Source organism: Arthrobacter sp. 001422645, from assembly GCF_059816125.1.
In genome coordinates this window covers 25,183-41,645 of the sequence record NZ_JCBANT010000020.1, presented here as the reverse complement: position 1 = coordinate 41,645, position 16,463 = coordinate 25,183, and the positions used below count along the sequence as shown (strand labels likewise).

At 68.0% G+C, this 16,463-nt stretch carries 20 protein-coding genes; 1 reads left to right on the top strand and 19 read right to left on the bottom strand.

Translation table 11 applies throughout. The features are described 5' to 3' along the window. Positions 1-44: 44 nt before the first annotated feature. The 4 genes from AC6EUH_RS16945 to AC6EUH_RS16930 all read right to left on the bottom strand — a co-directional run bounded on the left by AC6EUH_RS16945 (position 45) and on the right by AC6EUH_RS16930 (position 3,097). Positions 45-872 carry an OmpA/MotB family protein gene (locus AC6EUH_RS16945; RefSeq protein ID WP_056424375.1) on the bottom strand — a complete coding sequence of 276 codons (828 nt, stop codon included), beginning with the start codon at positions 870-872 and terminating at the stop codon, positions 45-47. Next, on the bottom strand, positions 869-1,684 hold the full coding sequence (locus tag AC6EUH_RS16940) for a motility protein A (RefSeq protein WP_056424372.1): 816 nt from the start codon (positions 1,682-1,684) through the stop codon (positions 869-871). Before AC6EUH_RS16940 ends, AC6EUH_RS16945 begins: the two co-directional genes overlap by 4 nt. 3 nt (positions 1,685-1,687) lie before the next feature. Next, the gene (locus AC6EUH_RS16935; protein WP_056424367.1) at positions 1,688-1,975 is read right to left on the bottom strand and encodes a flagellar FlbD family protein; all 288 of its coding nucleotides are present in this window, start codon (positions 1,973-1,975) and stop codon (positions 1,688-1,690) included. A gap of 123 nt (positions 1,976-2,098) precedes the next feature. Further along, positions 2,099-3,097, bottom strand: a complete 999-nt coding sequence (locus AC6EUH_RS16930; RefSeq protein ID WP_499739373.1) for a zinc-binding metallopeptidase family protein — start codon at positions 3,095-3,097, stop codon at positions 2,099-2,101. A 61-nt stretch (positions 3,098-3,158) separates the two neighbouring features. Here AC6EUH_RS16930 and arr point away from each other — a divergent pair, with 61 nt between their 5' ends. Continuing rightward, positions 3,159-3,584, top strand: coding sequence for an NAD(+)--rifampin ADP-ribosyltransferase (gene arr / locus AC6EUH_RS16925; RefSeq protein WP_499739372.1), 426 nt, complete (start codon positions 3,159-3,161; stop codon positions 3,582-3,584). Between the two features lie 94 nt (positions 3,585-3,678). Here the strand turns inward: arr and AC6EUH_RS16920 are convergent, their stop codons facing one another. From AC6EUH_RS16920 to fliD, 15 genes are all read right to left on the bottom strand, one after another. Continuing rightward, complete coding sequence (locus AC6EUH_RS16920) at positions 3,679-4,842, bottom strand: flagellar hook protein FlgE (protein WP_056424363.1); 1,164 nt, start codon at positions 4,840-4,842, stop codon at positions 3,679-3,681. Between the two features lie 31 nt (positions 4,843-4,873). After that, a complete protein-coding gene (locus tag AC6EUH_RS16915) occupies positions 4,874-5,308 on the bottom strand; it encodes a flagellar hook assembly protein FlgD (RefSeq protein WP_056424360.1) in 435 nt (144 codons plus the stop codon). 18 nt (positions 5,309-5,326) lie between these two features. Continuing rightward, the gene (locus tag AC6EUH_RS16910) at positions 5,327-7,105 is read right to left on the bottom strand and encodes a flagellar hook-length control protein FliK (RefSeq protein ID WP_499739371.1); all 1,779 of its coding nucleotides are present in this window, start codon (positions 7,103-7,105) and stop codon (positions 5,327-5,329) included. Then, the gene (locus AC6EUH_RS16905; protein WP_499739370.1) at positions 7,102-7,779 is read right to left on the bottom strand and encodes a C40 family peptidase; all 678 of its coding nucleotides are present in this window, start codon (positions 7,777-7,779) and stop codon (positions 7,102-7,104) included. Before AC6EUH_RS16905 ends, AC6EUH_RS16910 begins: the two co-directional genes overlap by 4 nt. Further along, positions 7,776-8,210, bottom strand: a complete 435-nt coding sequence (locus tag AC6EUH_RS16900) for a flagellar FliJ family protein (RefSeq protein WP_056424350.1) — start codon at positions 8,208-8,210, stop codon at positions 7,776-7,778. Before AC6EUH_RS16900 ends, AC6EUH_RS16905 begins: the two co-directional genes overlap by 4 nt. Beyond that, positions 8,207-9,535, bottom strand: coding sequence for a FliI/YscN family ATPase (locus AC6EUH_RS16895; protein ID WP_499739369.1), 1,329 nt, complete (start codon positions 9,533-9,535; stop codon positions 8,207-8,209). The genes AC6EUH_RS16900 and AC6EUH_RS16895 overlap by 4 nt, the downstream gene beginning before the upstream one ends. Continuing rightward, entirely contained in the window at positions 9,532-10,185 is a 654-nt protein-coding gene (locus AC6EUH_RS16890) for a FliH/SctL family protein (RefSeq protein WP_499739368.1), read from the bottom strand. The genes AC6EUH_RS16895 and AC6EUH_RS16890 overlap by 4 nt, the downstream gene beginning before the upstream one ends. Then, positions 10,175-11,191 carry a flagellar motor switch protein FliG gene (fliG, locus tag AC6EUH_RS16885; protein ID WP_056424340.1) on the bottom strand — a complete coding sequence of 339 codons (1,017 nt, stop codon included), beginning with the start codon at positions 11,189-11,191 and terminating at the stop codon, positions 10,175-10,177. Before fliG ends, AC6EUH_RS16890 begins: the two co-directional genes overlap by 11 nt. Continuing rightward, the gene (gene fliF / locus AC6EUH_RS16880; protein WP_499739367.1) at positions 11,188-12,795 is read right to left on the bottom strand and encodes a flagellar basal-body MS-ring/collar protein FliF; all 1,608 of its coding nucleotides are present in this window, start codon (positions 12,793-12,795) and stop codon (positions 11,188-11,190) included. Before fliF ends, fliG begins: the two co-directional genes overlap by 4 nt. Further along, positions 12,795-13,100, bottom strand: coding sequence for a flagellar hook-basal body complex protein FliE (gene fliE / locus AC6EUH_RS16875; RefSeq protein WP_056424334.1), 306 nt, complete (start codon positions 13,098-13,100; stop codon positions 12,795-12,797). Before fliE ends, fliF begins: the two co-directional genes overlap by 1 nt. Further along, entirely contained in the window at positions 13,100-13,492 is a 393-nt protein-coding gene (locus AC6EUH_RS16870; protein WP_056424331.1) for a flagellar basal body rod protein FlgC, read from the bottom strand. Before AC6EUH_RS16870 ends, fliE begins: the two co-directional genes overlap by 1 nt. Continuing rightward, the gene (flgB, locus tag AC6EUH_RS16865; protein ID WP_056424328.1) at positions 13,492-13,833 is read right to left on the bottom strand and encodes a flagellar basal body rod protein FlgB; all 342 of its coding nucleotides are present in this window, start codon (positions 13,831-13,833) and stop codon (positions 13,492-13,494) included. The genes AC6EUH_RS16870 and flgB overlap by 1 nt, the downstream gene beginning before the upstream one ends. A 177-nt stretch (positions 13,834-14,010) precedes the next feature. Continuing rightward, complete coding sequence (locus AC6EUH_RS16860) at positions 14,011-14,412, bottom strand: hypothetical protein (protein WP_156367459.1); 402 nt, start codon at positions 14,410-14,412, stop codon at positions 14,011-14,013. A 10-nt stretch (positions 14,413-14,422) separates the two neighbouring features. Then, positions 14,423-14,959: a flagellar export chaperone FliS gene (locus AC6EUH_RS16855; RefSeq protein ID WP_056424323.1), complete on the bottom strand. Its 537-nt coding sequence runs from the start codon at positions 14,957-14,959 to the stop codon at positions 14,423-14,425. After that, on the bottom strand, positions 14,956-16,287 hold the full coding sequence (gene fliD, locus AC6EUH_RS16850) for a flagellar filament capping protein FliD (RefSeq protein ID WP_056424320.1): 1,332 nt from the start codon (positions 16,285-16,287) through the stop codon (positions 14,956-14,958). The genes AC6EUH_RS16855 and fliD overlap by 4 nt, the downstream gene beginning before the upstream one ends. Between the last annotated feature and the right edge of the window lie 176 nt (positions 16,288-16,463).

Here is a 16,463-nt window from a genome sequence, read left to right as displayed (position 1 = left end):
AAGCAGTTGGCCAGAGGCAAAACACAGCAGGCAAAATGCAGACCTTATTTCTCGCTGTGCTTGAGCACTTCCGGGATCAGTGCCCGGACGACGTCGGGCTGGTCCGAGATGATCACGATGTCCACCCGGCGGTTTCGCTCCATGAGCGCCGGCGTGGAATCGTCATTGACCTGCCGTGCGGAGCCGAAGGCGACGGCGCCGATGGTTGCCGGGGCGATGCCGCCGCGGTCGACCATGTAGCGCAGGACGTTCACGGCACGGGCCGAGGACAACTCCCAGGTAGACGGGTAGGAGGTCACGCCGTTGGCGGCGTGGCCTTCGACCATGATCTCCAGGGCCGCCGGTCCGAGGATGGGCGAGATGATTTTCAGGACGTGGGCGGCACGCGCTGTCAGTTCCGGCCGGTCCGGTGCGAAAAAGGTCTGGGAGCCGATCAGTTTGACCGTGAGTCCGCGCTGGTCGATCTGGAATTCGACGTTCTCGCTGAGCCCGGCCGCCTTCAGGCCGGCCTTCATCTTCGCCTCCAGGGCCCGCAGCCGGTCCACTTCCTTCAAGGCCGCTTCGAGCGCGTCGGGCGCCGCCGTCGCTTTTGCCGACGGCAGGGCGGCGAAGGCCTCGAGGTTTTCGTCCACGAATTCCGGCGGGACTACCGTGCCCTCGGCCGTGTCCACTGTTTCGCTCGCTACCGCACCAAAGCCGGTGGCGAGGGAATTGCGGAGCTTCTCGAACTTGTTCGCGTCAACGGTGGACATGGCGTAGAGGACGATGAACAGGCACATCAGCACCGTGACCATGTCCATGTAGGACGCCATCCAGCGTTCGTCGACGTGGTGCTCTTCGGGTTTCTTGCGGGGGCGACGGCGGCCACTCACGCGGCGTTGTCCATCGCTTCGGCGTCGCCGGCCGGTGCCTTGCGGTCGTTTCCGGAACTCTTGAGCTGGTGTTCGGGAACCATGGAACGGAGACGTTCGGCGAGCAGCAGCGGCTGGGCGCCGGCCTGCACGGCGAGCATGCCTTCCATCAGCAGCGTCCGGCGTTCAATGTCCAGTTCGGACAGCCTCGCCAGGCGGGAGCTGAACGGCAGCCAGATGAAGTTGGCGGACAGCAGGCCCCAGAGCGTGGCGACGAACGCGGCGGCAATCATGTGCCCCAGTTCGTCCGGCTGGGACAGGTTTTCCAGGACGTGGGTCAGGGAGACGACAGTTCCGACGATGCCGACGGTGGGGGCGTAACCGCCAAGGGACGCGAAGAACTTCGACGCGGAATGGTCGCTGCGTGCCTTCGTGTCGATCTCATCCTCCATCTGCATCCGGAGGTCTTCGGCGTCGGTGCCGTCGGCGATGTTCTGCAGGGCACGGGCCAGGAAGGGATCGTTGACGCTGGCGGCTTCCTCCTCGAGGGACAGGAGGCCCTCGCTGCGCGCCTTTTCCGCGAACCGGACCATCTGGTCGATGCTGTCCTGCGGCTTCGCTGTTTTCCCGATGAACATCCCCGGCACCGCTTTGAAGGCCTGGATGACGTCCTTGAGGGTGTTCCCGGCCAGCCCGATGGCCAGGGTGGCCCCGAAGACAAGGATCATCGGGGCTGGGAGCAGTAGCGACGAGAGGCTGCCGCCTTCCAGCAGGACCATCACGATGAGGGAGCCAAAGGCGAGGAGCAGTCCGATGACTGTTGCGGGATCCATGGATTACTTTCTTGGTGGCTCAGGTGCGGGGCGGCGGCCGCCGTCTTCAGGGTCCGACGGCGGCACGAGGCTTAACGGGTATCCCGTCACGGCGGGAAAGTCCCGTGCCTTGCTCAGGACGTACGCCCGGTAGTCGGCGATGAGCTCGACAACTTCTGCGAGGCTTTCCAGCACCACGTACGCGGCGCCGTCGAGGGTCACCAGATGGGTGTCCGGGCTCTCGTGGATGCGCTCGATCAGATCCGGATTGACCGCGAAGCGCGTTCCGTTGAGGCGTGTGACGACGATCATGGGCCGATTCTGCTCTGGTTTTCTGCTCAGCGGGTGTTCCGCTCAGCGTGGTCAGCAAGGGAGGGTGTGTTCTCCTCCTACTGTCGGCAGAGGCGGCCTGTTCGTTAGGCGGCGGGCAAGTCGTTAGGAGGCGGCCTGCGCCGACGTGCGGAGCCCGTGGACGAACTCAAGCTTCTCGATCACCGTGTTGGGGAGGACGAAGGGGTAGAGATCGTCCTTTCCCATGCTCCGGTTGACCTGGTTCAGCGCGACCGAGAGCGGCAGCCATTCGGTTTCCACGAGGTCGCGGAACGACGAGGCCTCCGGTGTCTTCGGGATCAGGCCGAATTCCCGGGCGGTGTCAACGGTGTCGCAGATGTGCAGATAGTGGGCGAAGGACTCGGCGAAATCCTCGTACGGGTGCATGGTGGCGTACCGGGAGATGTACCGCTGCTCCCAGTCCGCAGGGGCGCCTTCGGAGTAGTGGCGGTCAATCTCCGCCTGGTAGTCCTTGGTGTCGTCGCCGAAGAGATCCCGGGCCTCTTGGGTCAGCCCGTCATGGCTGAAGACGAGCGCGTCCTCAAAATAGTGGCCCACTTCGTGCCGGAAATGCCCCAGCATCGTGCGGTAAGGCTCATCGAGCTGGGCGCGCATCCTCTCGCGGTAGGCGTCGTCGCTCTCCGCAAGGTCAATGGTGATGATTCCGGCGGCATGGCCGATGACCACGTTCTCATGGACGCTGGACAGCAGGTCGAACGCAAGGCCCTTGTCAGGCTCCTCCGCACGGGTGACGATCGGCAGGCCCAGCTCATCCAGTTCGGAGATGAGCTGGCGCTTGGCCCGCTCAGCCACAATGAACTGTGAGAGGCCTTTGGCGTCGCCGTCGTGGGGCCTGGTCCGTGTGAGGTCGCAGCTGAAGCACTGGCCGCCGCTCGTCGGGGCAAGCCAGGTGCAGCCGGAGAGCAACAGATTCGCGCAGATGTACCACTCGTTGCCCGATGAGTCCCGGTAACGCCCTTCCCCGTCCACCACGACGATCGCGCGCAGCTCCCGCAGGTATCCGAGGTTCGTTCCGCAGTGCAGGCAGACCGAATTTTCAAAGAACACGGCCGAGCCGCAGACACCGCAGGATTGTTTTTTCACCTCACGATCCTACCGTTGCCTGCGCCGGGCTAGAGTGGGTCCCAACTTCGAGGAGGCGTGCATGGACAACGAATCTCTGCCATCCGGGGCCAAGGATCCCGGGCCCTTCTTCCACGGCACGAAGGCTCGCCTGTTGCCGGGGGATTTGCTGGAACCCGGCTATAGCTCGAATTTCGGTGAGCGAAAGCGGGCGAACTACATCTACCTGACCGCCACACTCGATGCTGCTACTTGGGGCGCGGAGCTGGGGCTCGGCGAGGGACCGGGCAGAATCTACCGCGTGGAGCCCACGGGCCCGTTTGAGGATGACCCCAATCTGACGGACCAGAAGTTCCCGGGCAACCCGACGAGGTCCTACCGCACCAGGGAGCCGCTGCGGGTGGTTGACGAGGTCTTGGACTGGCAGCCGCACTCCCCTGAGGTGCTGCAAAAAATGCGGAACCATCTGGAAGAACTCAAGCGGCTTGGCGTCGAGGCAATCAACTGACATCGCGGCGCCAGGATGACCCGGCCCGAGTCCGCAAATTTTGTTCCGGACTCGGGCCGGAGTCATCCAGGAGTCAGCCAGCTCCTCCGGAGTTCTAGCGCTTGAGGTTGCCCAGTTCCTGCAGGACTTCGTCCGAGGTGGTGATGATGCGGGCGTTGGCCTGGAAGCCGCGCTGGGCGACGATCAGGTTGGTGAATTCCTGGGAGAGGTCCACGTTGGACATTTCCAGGGAGCCGCCGGAGAGGCTGCCGATGCCGGCGTCGCCCGCTCCGCCGAGCTGCACGCCGCCGGAGTTGGCCGTGGCAACGTAGGACGAGCCGCCGGTCTTCTCCAGCCCGGAGGGGTTGGTGAACTTGGCGAGCGCGATCTTGGCGAGGACCTGCTTCACGCCGTTGCTGAAGGATCCGATCAGGGAGCCGTCGTTGCCGAGGGTGTAGGACTCCAGCTTTCCGGCGGCGGAGCCGTTCTGGCCGCTGACGGCGAGGGACGTCATCCCTGCGAAGGAGGAGACCTCGGGAAGGTTGACGGTGATGCCGCCGACCGTCAGCGGGCCGCCGCTGGTCAGCTTCCCGTTGGTGAAGCCCAGAGTCGCCGTTCCCGTGCTGCCGTTGGCATCCGCGCCGGAAACATTCCAGCTGTTGCCTGCCCCGGTGAAGGTGAGGGTGAGGTTCCGCTCGGCACCGGTGGCGTCGTAGACCTTGACGACGCGTTCCAGCGTGCCGCCCTCGCTCGGCAGGTTGCCGTCCACGGTGACCGCGTTCGTGGACACCGCGGGCACCAGGTTGTTGGCGTTCAGCGCGAGGTCACCGACCGGTCCGCCGGTGTTGACTGCACCGTTGACGGCCGTCCAGCCCTGCAGGATGCCGCCGTCGGGGCTGACCAGCTGGCCGGCGGCGTCGGGGCTGAAGGCGCCAGCGCGGGTGAAGAGCTGCTGGCCGCCCTTGCTGGTGACGAAGAAACCGTCGCCGGAGATCATCATGTCCGTGGCGCGGCCGGTGCTCTGCGAGGAGCCCTGGGCGAAGTTGGTGCTGACACCGGCGACGCGGACGCCGAGGCCGATCTGCGCGGGGTTACTGCCGCCCGTTTCGGCCTGCGGGCCGGAGGCACCCTGCGTCATCTGGGACAGGGTGTCCTGAAACTGGGTGGAGGAGGCCTTGAAGCCGGCCGTGTTCACGTTGGCGATGTTGTTGCCGGTGACGTCCAGCATGGTCTGGTGGGCGCGGAGGCCGGAGATTCCGGAGTACAGCGAGCGGAGCATGGGAACTGCCTTTCTACGGGTGAAAAACTGGTCAGGGAGCGGCCGGAGCGGTGAGCCCGGTGATGGAGTCGAGGGGGATGGAGAGGTCGCCAACCTTGACGGTCGGAACTGCTCCGGAGTAGGACACGGAGCTGGCGATGCCCGTGCCGGTGGTGCCGTCAGTGAGCGTGTAGTCAACGGACTGGCCGACCAGCTGGGCGGCGGCCTGCCGCATCTGCAGGGAGAACCCTTCCTGGCTGTTGGTGGTCAGTTCCTGCATCTTTTCCATCATGGAGAGCTGGATGGTCTGGCTCATCATCTGGTTGGTGTCCATGGGCGCGCTCGGGTTCTGGTTCTTGAGCTGGGCGACCAGGAGGGACATAAAGACCTCCGAATCCATGGTCTGCACGGGTGCCCGCACGGCAGCTGCCTGCGAGGTCTCCCCCGCGGCTGTGACCGGCTGCGGGGCGATGGGCTGGATCGTCATGAGTCGCGTTCCTTCGTGTCAGACAAGAATGTCGAGGGTGGTTTGGGGGCCGTTCAGGGTCCTGGCGTTGAGCAGGGCCGCGCCGTCGGCCAGGGCGTCCCAGCGGTGGCCGGGGCGTTGATCGCCCGGGCCGTTGCGGTTTCCCGGCGCCGAACCAGAGTCCCGCCCGTCCCGGCCGGTTCCGTCCCGGCCGGTGCCGTCCTGGCCGGTGCCGTCCCGCGCGGCGCTGCCCGGCCCGCTGTGCTCGGAAACGTCCAGGCTTGCCCCGAATCCGGCATCAGCGAGTTCCTTGCGGAGTTCCGGCAGGATCCCGCGGATGGCCTCACGCCCGGCGTCGCCCGGGGCGAAGAGCTCGATCCGCACGCCGGTGGCATCGATCTGCGCCCGGACCGTCACCGGGCCAAGATCCTCCGGGGTCACCTGCAGCGTCATGATGTGCTGTCCCTGCGGTGCCCCGGCAAGGGTGAAGAGCGGCTTCGCCACCTGCGGCTGGAGCGTGGCGCCCGGCTGGGGCGCCGCTGGAGCTGGAGGTTGTGGCGCAGCGGCGGACGACGTCGGCTGGCTGGCCGGCGGCGCGGCGGCAGCGCTTCCAGCTGCGGCGAGCGCGTCGGCGGGAGCCGGCGCGGGTGCAGCAGCCGGTGCAGCGGCGGGAGCGGCCGCCGGGGTGGATTCGGGGCGGACACCGGACCCGCCGCCCTCGGCGAGCGCAGCGCCCGGGAGAGCAGCGCCCGGGAGAAATGCGGCGGTGCTTGCGGCCGCGGCGGGACCCGCGACGGCGGCCGACGGTGCTGAGGCCAAGGCCGGTGAGGCTGGCGACGCTGTTCCCGCGCGTGACGCCAGCGCCGCTGCTGTTGGTACTGCCGGAGTTGCCGCAGTAGCCGGGGCAACGGATTGCACCGGCAAGGACTCCTGGGCCGTGCCGGTGGTGCCCGGGCCTGGGGCGGGCGCCGCGGGCGCCGCGGTTGAGGCGTTGGAAGGAGCCGAGGAGGGGTTCTGCGTGCCGGCAGGCTGCTGCGCCGGGTAGGCAGCTGACGCCGCGCTGCCGTCCGGCACCCTGCCGGCGGCACTGGCGCCGGCAACCGCGGCGGGTCCACCCGCAGGGGGAAGTGCCTGGCCGGAACGCATTCCGGTGATCTGTTCGCTCGCCGCCACCGCCGCCTGCGCTGTTCCGGGCTGCGCTGTTCCGGACTGAACGACGGTACCGGGCTGAACGGTTCCAGCCTGCGGTCCTGCCGCTGAGGCAAACCGGGGATCGGGTCCGGACGTCGGCACCGGCGTCGCCGCTACGGGCTCGGCGAGGTGCGCTGCAGAGTGCTCCGGGCTGCCGGTCGCCGGAACCCCGGCAACTGACGTAACGCCCGGAACAGCCGCCAGAGCCTGCGGCGGACCGGCCCGCCCGTCGGCGGGCAGTTCACGGACCGCGGCCAGGGTGGGGGCGCCCAGAAGCGAGGCCGCGTTGGCGGCTACGTTCGGAACCAGGCTGGCGGCGGCGCTGGCCGCTGCGTTGGTCACGGCGGCAGGATCCTGCGCCGTCGCCGATCCGACGTCGGCTCCCCCGGCTGGAGGCTGGGCCGGGGCGCCGGAAGGAGCGTTGATCTGTGCGTCATCGGCCACGGCACTGCCGGCGTCGGGGGTGGGCCCCGGCGCTGAGTCAGCTGTGCCCTGAACGTCGTGGAGCATTGCCGCGAACGCCGTGGTGTTCTGGCGCCCGGCGGCAGGCTGCGGGCGTGCGCCCTCCTGGCCGCCGCGGCCCTGGACCGGCGCAGACAGCGCGGTTCCCAGATCCATGCCTTTCATGACGCCGTCCCGGCCGGGACGATGCGCCGGATGGAGGTCAGGTTGGAGTGCTGTTCCCAGGCGTCACGGATCTGGATGGTTTTGCCGGGGACGGGTGCGTCGATGGCCTTGCCGTTGCCCAGGTAGATGGAGATGTGGTCCCCGCCGAAGCTCACCAGCAGGTCGCCGGGCTTTGCCTCGGCCAGGGACGCCACCGGAGTGCCCTGGCGCATCTGGTCACTGACCACGCGGGGAATCTCAACGCCGAGGTCCTTGAAGACCCGCTGGGTGAAGCCGGAGCAGTCCATCCCGGTGGCCGGGTTTGTTCCGCCCCAGACGTAGGGAACACCGATGTACTTCTTGGCCACGGCCACGACGTCGTTGCCAGTCGCCGTGCCTGCGGCTGGAACGGTGGCGGGCGGCGTGATGCCCTTCAGCGCACCGATCGGAGACGTGCCGCCCAGCCCCAGGCTGTTGGCGAGGGAGGACACGTCGGTCCCGTTGGTTCCGCCCAGTGCCGCGGTCAGCGCTTCGGTGAAGGACCCGGCGTCTCCGTTTCCGGTACCGGTGGCGAGCGACGTCGACGCCGCCGACTTCAGCGCGGCGGTGTTGGCCTCCGAGGCCGCGGGACGTGACAATTCAGCGATCATCGATTGGATGCCCTGCATCCGGCCGATAGCCTCGGTCATGCTCATGACCTCACCTCCTGCTCTTCGCGGTGCCAGACAGTGGAGGCGATCTCGTCCAGGGCCGACTGTTCGGCGCGCAGGTCCGCGGTCAACACCTCGGCGTCGTGGCGGGCCTGCAGCTTCTCCAGGCCGACGGAACGGGTGCGGGCGGCGATGAACTCCTGGCGCGCCGTGGCCTCCTCGGTCTCCGCGATCCTCGAGAGGTTCTGCAGGTCCGCGAGCATGCTGTGGGACGAGGACCGGGCCGCGGCCACAGCCCGCAGGGACGCGGAGCCCGAAACGGGCGCGTCTCCCTCGGCGAGGTCACGGCGTGCGGCTGCTTCGCGCGCCCGCACGGAGCTGGAACGCGAGCGGGCACCGGCCAGCCCGGTGGCAGCCTGGTCTTGCTGGAGCTGGCGGAGGCGCAGGAGCCCTGCCAGGGGGAATTGGCGGTTCATGCTGCTGCTCCCAGGATCGACGTGAGATGGGTGAGCCGTTGCCAGGACTCGGGGTGCGCCGTGGATTCGTCCATCGGCTGCTGCAGGAAGGTGCTGATGTCCTGCTCGTGGTTCAGGGCCGCGTCCACCAGCGGGTTGGTGCCCGCCTGGTAGGCGCCGACGTCGATCAGGTCCTGCGCGGCCTTGCGGGCTGCGAGGACGCGCCGCAGGGTCGCCGCCGCGTCAAGGTGCGGGCGGGCGTTGACCTTCGTGGCGACGCGGGAGACCGAGCCGAGTACATCCACCGAGGGGAAGTGCCCGGTGACGGCGAGCTTCCGGTCCAGGACCACATGGCCGTCCAGGATGGAGCGGGCGGCGTCGGCGATCGGTTCGTTGTGGTCGTCGCCGTCCACCAGCACGGTGTAGATGCCCGTGACGGAGCCGGTCTCGGAGGTGCCGGCGCGTTCCAGCAGCCGGGCCAGGATGGAAAAGGTCGACGGCGGGTAGCCGCGGGTGGCGGGGGGCTCGCCGGCGGAGAGGCCGATCTCCCGCTGGGCCATCGCCACGCGGGTGAGGGAATCCATCATCAGGACCACGTCCTGGCCGTTGTCGCGGAAGGATTCGGCGATCCGCGTCGCGGTGAACGCCGCGCGCATGCGCATCAGAGCGGGTTCGTCCGAGGTGGCGACCACAACGACGGAACGGGCCAGGCCGGCAGGTCCGAGGTCGTCCTCGAGAAACTCGCGGACTTCACGGCCGCGCTCCCCCACGAGGGCGATCACCGAGACTTCCGCGTCCGTGCCGCGGGCGATCATCGAGAGCAGGGACGACTTTCCGACGCCGGAACCGGCGAAGAGCCCCATGCGCTGTCCCTTGCCGAGGGTGGTCATGGTGTCCAGGACGCGGACGCCGGTCTGCAGGGGTGTACCGATGCGGGCGCGTTTCATGGCGTTCGGGGCTTCGTTGTCGATCGGCACGCGGGGTCCGCTGGTGAGGGGGCCCTTGCCGTCGATGGGCCGGCCGAGGCCGTCGAGGACGCGGCCAAAGAGCCCTGATCCGGTGGGGACCAGGACGGTGCCGCCCTTGGCCCGGACGGGATCGCCCGCCGCGATGCCGGCCAGCCGGCCCAGCGGCATGCAGCGCACGGAGCTGTCCAGGGCGGCGACCACCTCGGCGTCCAGTCCCGGGTTGGAGCCGACGGTCACCAGGTCGCCCAGGGCGCAGTCCAGTCCGGATACTTCAAGGCCAAGGCCCATGACCGAGGTGACGACGCCTACCCGTTGCGGGGCGGCGGCGCGCAGTGCCGCGGCGTAGTCGGCTCCCTTGGGACGCCAGTCGGCGATCATCGCTGGTCCCCCTGCGAAATCTCGTCCCAGTCCTGGTCGCCCAAAAGCGCTGCGCGGGCGCGTGCCAGGGCGCTGCCGAGGCTCGCGTCGAGCCAGCCTTGCTGGTATTCGACCTTGGCGTCGCCGCGGTTAAGCGATTGGTCCGCGAGCAGTGGCAGGCCGGCGGGCAAGTCCTGGCCTTCCTTGGCCAGGACCGCGATGTCGGCCGGGTTCAGCCGGATGGCCAGCACTGTGGCGGCATCGTTTCCGGACAGGGCGCGGTCCAGGGCGGCGCGGGCCGTCCTGGTGCCCTCGGCCAGTTCGTAGCCCAGGATGGCCTCGGCGAGTTCCAGCGCGGTGCGGGCCAGGACCTCCTCGGCATCGTGCAGCGCCTGGACGTTGCGGTGTGAGAAGTCCGTCCGCGCCACGGCCAGGGCACGGACCGCGCGATCGAGGTCCTGCTGCCCGGCGGCCAGTGAGGCGGCCTGCTCGGCGGACATGCGGTCGCGCCAGCGGCGCTGTTCCTTGGCGGCGGCCCGGACCCCGGCCGCATAGCCGGCGGCGTGGCCTTCGGTGTAGCCGGCCTGTTCGCTGGCGGGTCCGCTCGAGCGGAGCGAGGGGAAGACAATCCGTGCCGGGGCGCTGTCGGTCGCGGCCCCGTCAGTAAACATAGTCCTCTTCGTCCCCGCGCTGGATGGTGATCTGGCCGTCGGCCTCGAGCTCGCGGATGGAACGCACCACGGCGGCACGGGCTTCTTCGATCTGCGAGGCCCGCAGCGGGCCCAGGGCGGCGATCTCGGATTCGAGGATTTCCAGGTTGCGGCCGGAAACGTTGGTGGTGATGGTCTCCAGGACCGGTTCCGAGGCGCCCTTCATGGCGACGGCCAGCACGGACGCGTCCAGGCCGCGGAGGACCAGCTGCACGTCGCGGCGTTCCAGCTTCACGATGTCGTCGAAGGTGACCATCTGGGCGCGGATTTCCACGGCGAGGTCCGGATCCAGCAGGTCCAGGCCGTCCAGCACGGAACGTTCCGTGCCGGCGTCGGTCCGGTTGATGATTTCCAGCAGCGGCTGGATGCCGCCCACCACCTTGGACGCCTGCTGCGAGACGGCCGCGCCGCCGCGCAGTTTGAGGGTGTCGGCCACAATCCCGATGGCCTCGGGCGCGCCGGAACCCATGGTCGCGATGCTCAGGGCGACGTCGGCCCGCAGCGAGCCGGGCAGCCCGGACATCACGGCCGAGGCCTTGCGCGGGCTAAGGTGCGCCAGCACCAGTGCGATGGTCTGCGGCAGTTCGCCGTCGATCAGGGCAAGGATCTGGACCGGTTCAATGTCCTCGAGGAATTCGAAGGACTTGCCCGCCATGTTGACCGTGAGCCGGTTGAGCAGCCCGGCTGCCTTTTCCGAGCCGAAGGATGCCTCCAGGAGGCCTTCGGCCAGCTCGCGGCCGCCACGGGCCTGCCGGGGGCTGGACATCGCGGCTTCGTGGAAGTCCTTCATGATCTGCTCGGCGACTTCCGGATCCACCTTCCGCAGGCGGACGATTTCCGCGGCGATGTCCTCGGCCTCGGCGTCGTTGAACTGGGCCATCACCTTGGCGGCGTTGGCCGGGCTCATCTGCATAAGAACGACGGCGGCACGCTGGGTTCCGGTGAGGGTCGAATCGGCTAGTTTCATACCGGCTGCCTGTCATCCATGAGGCCGCGCAGGTAGTCGGCCGCTTTTTCCGGGTTGGAGGCGACCATGCTGTCGATCTCGAAGCGGCGGCGCTCGGCCTCCACCTGGGCCGGCGGCGGCACAATTGGGGGCAGGGCGGTGAGCGGGATGGCCGACGTCGCGGGTGCCGGGGGCAGCGCCGTGACGGTGGGCATGACCGGCATCATCTCCAGGTCGAGGCGTTCGCCGAGGTCCACCGGTTCGCGCTTCTGCCGGCGGCGCAGGACGATGGCGATGACGAGGGCCAGGATGAGCAGTCCCAGCAGAATGCTGCCCGCCGTGATGAGGGTGCTGAAGAAGGCTGACTGCTTCTGGGCTTCGAGTTCGGCTTTGGCCGCTTCGAGGGAGGCGGCAGCCTGGTCCGCCGCGGCGGTGCTGAACGGCACCACTTCGACCGTCACGACGTCGCCGCGGGCGGCGTCGACTCCGGCGGCGGCGGTGACGAGTGAGGTCAGCGAGGCGACGTTGAGTCCGCCGGCGGCGGCCTGGTCGACGGCCACCGAGATGGTCTGCCGTTTCACGGCGCCGGCCGGGATCACACGGTCCTCAGTGATCTTGTTGACGGCATTGTTCTTGGTCTCGGTGGAGGAGTCGAAGCTGCCGTTTCCGCTGGTGTCGCCGGGAACGGCGATGTTGTCCGGGCCGAGGACTCCCGCGGCGCCTCCTCCGGTACCGGTGTATTTCTCGGTTTTGGAGGACTCGCTGAGCGGCAGGGCGCCCGGAGCGTTGGTGAAGGTTTCGCTCTTCTGCTGGGCGGATTCGCCCGTGATGTCCGCGGCCACCGCCACGGTGGAGTTGCCGGGGCCAACGACGCGGTCCATAACGGCCTTGACGGCGTCGGAGGTGCGCTGCTGGTAGTCGGAGGCCTGCTTGGAAGCGGACCCCGCCGCGGCGCCGCCGACGGAGGACAGGACGTTGCCCTGCGAGTCGACAACGGAGACGTTGGCGGGCTTGAGGTTTTCGATGGCGGCCGACGTCAGGTGCACGATCGCCTGGACTTTGTCGCCGGAGAGGGTGGAGCCGGGGGCCGTCTCCACGAAGACGGAGGCGGTGGTGTCCGGGGTTTTGGACACGAAAACGGTCTTTTCCGGAATCGCGAGGCGGACTGCGGCGGTCTGTACGCCGTCCATGGCGGAGATGGTGCTCGCGAGTTCCCCTTCGAGGGCCCGCTTGTAGGTGACGGACTGCTGGAACTCGGAGGAGGTGACCCCCATTTTGTCCAGCAGGGAGTAGCCGGTGGCGGCGGCCGTGGGCAGGCCGGCGGCGGCGGCCTTGAGGCGCTCGTCGTAGACCTTGTCCTGCGGCACCAGGATGGTGGAGCCGCCGTCGCTCAGCTCATACGGCACGTTGTCCGCGCGCAGTTGCTCCACGATGCCGTTGGCGTCGGTGTCCTTGAGGCCGGAGAACAGCGGCGTCAGGGCGGGCTTGGACAGCCAGGCGGAGAGCGCGATGATGCCCACCACCAGCAGCGCGGCGCCGATCACGGCGATGGTGCGCTGGCCGGCGGTGAATCCTTTGAGGCCCGCGCCGAAGCGCTGGAAGAAGACGGTAATCTGCGGAGGCATCAGGCCTGCATCCTCATAATCTCGTTGAAGGCGTCAACGCCCTTGTTGCGCATGGTGGCCACGAGTTCAAGGGTGATCTGGGCGCGGCTGGCCGCGAGGGTGGCGTTGTGGATGTCGTCCAGGTTGCCGGTGACAGCGGAGACAGCGAGCTCCTTCGACGTCGACTGCAGCTGCTGGAGGTTGTCCACCGCCCCGGTGAGGGAGGCGCCGAAGGCGGAGCCGTCAGTGCCGGTAGCGGCACCCGCTCCGGACAGGTAGTCGGTGGGCATGACGCCCTGGACGGGGGCGATCGGGGAAACAGGCATCAGGATCTTCCAATCTCAAGGGCGGCCAGGTAGCTTTCACGGGCGCGGTCCACTACCTGCGCGTTTGCCTGGTAGCCGCGCTGGGCGATGATGAGGGCGCCCATCTGTTCGGCCATGTCAATGTCCGGGTACTTCACGTTGCCGTCGGCGTCCGCCAGGGGGTGGTCCGGCTGGTGAACGATCCGGCCCTCGCCGTTGCCGAGCTGGGTGCTCTTGACGTAGACGCCCGAGCCCTCCGCGCCTTCGGCGGCCTCGACGTACTTGGCCTGGAACGCCGGTCCGCTGGTGCGGGAGACGTTGTTCATGTTGGCAAGGTTGTCCGAGACGGAGTCCAGCCATTTGCGGTGTACGGTCAGTGCCGACCCGGCGATGCCGATTGCGTCGAACGTCATTAGTTGGTCCTCATCGCGGCGCGGACTGCATTGAATTCCCCGCCGATGGCCCGGGCGGCGAACTGGAAGCGCAGCACGGTGTCGATGTTGGACAGGGTCTCGGTGTCCAGGTTGACGTTGTTGCCGTTCAACCCGGTGGGCTCCAGCGAGGTGCCTGTGGTGGCGCCGACGCTGCCGTCACCGGACCTGACGGAGTCTGCGAGGGCCGCCTCGAAGCTGACACGCTTTGCGTGGTAATTCGGCGTGTTGACGTTCGCGATGTTGTTCGCGATGGCGCGCTGGCGCAGCGCCAGGCCGTCCATGGCGCTGGCCAAGGCGGCGGAAGTCACGGATTCGAGCACAGAGTCCTGCCTGGGATGGTGGGGTGGCCGATCCGTGGCCGTTAAACGAGCGATCCGTGCTCTATCAGTGGTTATCGGCACTGGTCAGCCGCGCGTTAGCAGAAAGTATGAAAGGTTTTTTGCAGGTTTCTTCGCTGCGTGTTTTGCCGGCCCTCGCCGGGTATCCTGCCGGGGCGGTCAGCCGTTGACGTCGAGGTAGATGGCTCCGGAGGGATCACCGACGCCGGGAACGGAAGAGACCGCGTGCAGCTGCCTGGCGACGTCCATGCGGGCTTCTTCCAGCTTCCTGGCGACGCGCTCCTGCGCGGCCGACAATGCGAGCGCGCGGCGGCGGGCTCCCGCCGGAAGCGGTCCCGGGGATACCGGCGGCTGCCAGCGTTTCTCGGGCAGGGGCTCAACCCCCGACTGGGGCGCGACGGAGAGCGGGCCAAGCGGGTCTTTCAGTGTGCGCTCGGCGGCGCCCACGGCCATCTCCAGCACATCCAGGATGGCATTCCAGGCCGCCAGGGCGGTGTCCGTGTGAGGCGGCGGGGTGGATTCGGAGTCCTGGATGCCGGCTCCCCCTAAGCCGGTCTCCACCTCCGTGTGGTTACCCAAAGCCGAGACTCCCGCCACCTGTTCCGGGCTGGGTGTTCCAGGCGCCGGCAGCGGAGAACCCTGTGGCGGCGGGGAAGGCTGTGGCGGCTCCATAGCCCGCCGTTGCAGCAGCTGCGGGGGCTGCCGACGGCGCGGGAGCCGCGGCGGCGGCCTCATGCCAGGCCTGGCGCAGGGGTTCCAGGAGTTCAATGGCTTCGCGGGTCAGTGCCGGATCGCGCTGGATGTTTGCGTTGACCAGGGCGGTGAAGGCGTAGTTGTAGAGGCCCAGAAGACCGTCGGCGCCGTCCCAGGCATCCGTCTTGAGCGAGGAGATCAGCTCGGCGATGATGGCCTGGCCGTGGAGGAGGTTCTCCGACGCGACCGGCCAGTTGGCCGACTGCTGCGCGCTCTCGGCCCGGCCCAGGTCCAGCAGGAGCCGGTCGTAGAGCATGGTGAGGAGGCGAGCCGGCGGCGCCGAGAGGACGGAGTCGGCGAGGTACTGGTTCCGCTGGGCGGCACTGCCGAAGCCGTTGCCATAACTGGTGGTCATGCTGAGTTACTTCCTGAAGAAAGGCCGCCCAGCTGGGCGGTGAGCCAGGACTGCTGCGCCTGCATGTTGCTGAGGGCCACTTCCAAACCGGAGTAGGTGCGCTGCAGCGTGGCCTTGCGGGATTCGAGCCGGGTGTCCCAATCGCTGATCCGGTCGGCCAGGTCACGGACTTCGGATTGCTGGCCGGTGATTTTCTTGGTGAGCGTGCCGTCGTACTTGTCGGACGCCGTGGTCGCGGCCGCGGCAACACGCGTGGCGATCTCCTGGACCTTGGCGGCGGTGCCGGCCGGGTCGGCGGCGAGGGCTGCCGAGAACTTCTTCTCGTCAAACTCCATGGTGCCGGTCTTGGTGATGCTGATGCCGATTTCCGACGGCGACCGCGGCGGGGTGCCCACCGGCAAGGAGGCCGCGGACAGGATGTTCTGGTTCACGGAGCGCACCGCGCTGTCGCCGGCGAAGATGCCGGCAGTGGTCGACGTGCCGCTCGTGTTGGTGGTGCTGGTGACGGCGGTTTTGCTGGCCACGTAGGAGAAGATGCTGTTCACACCTTCGACGAGCCCGGACGCGAGTTTGGTGATGCCGGCGTCGTCGCGGGCCACGGTGAGCGTCACGGGAGCGGCGGTCACTTCTTTGGCGGTGATGGACACGCCCGGGAGGAGATCGGTGAAGGTGTTCGTCGAGGACTTCACCGACTGGGCTGCGGCGGTGCCGGGCCAGAGGGAAATTTCGGCGTCCTGTGCAGCCTTGACGTCGGTGAACGTGGTGCCGGGATCGCTGATGGTGAAGGCCCCGGCTTCGCCGGACTTCGTGGCGGTGAACTGCAGGCGGTATTCGCCGGCGCCGACGGCGACCTTGCTGGCGGTCACGCCCGCTCCGGCCGCATTGACGGACTTCACGACGTCGTCGAGGTTGCTCGTGAGCGGCTCGATCGTATAAGCCTGCCCACCGCTGTTGATGGTCATGGTGGTGTACGGCCAGCCGACTACGGCGTTGACCTTGGGTGTGACGGTGACCTGGGTCTGGGCCAGCTTGGTGACCTGGAAGTCGATGGATCCGGCCTTGGCGGCCGCCGTGGGGGTGGCGGTGACCTTGTCGCTGGTTGTGGTTGCGGTGTTGAGGTCCAGTGCGCCGGGCTTGGCGGCGGCGGTGGCCTGGGTGGCGAGCGCGGCCACCTTGCTGTTGAGGCCCTGCAGCGCGGACACCATGGACTGGAGGTCCTGGGACTTGTACTTGAGCAGCGTCTGCGGGATGGCCTCAACCTGCATCACGGAGCTGATGAGGGCAGTGGTATCGAGCCCACTGGCCAGTCCGTCGAGTGAGATTCCCATCGCTGCCTTTCATTGCCGCACATGACTGCTGGTGCTTGGTGTTCGGAACTTCAGATGTTGCGCGTAAGGGCCGGACGATGGATTGCTCTCATCGTCCGGCCCTTCCGCAGTGTCTTGATCGGGATTAAGTCTTCGTCCGATCAGGGTGGCAGCCCTACTTCTGGACTACCGAGCCA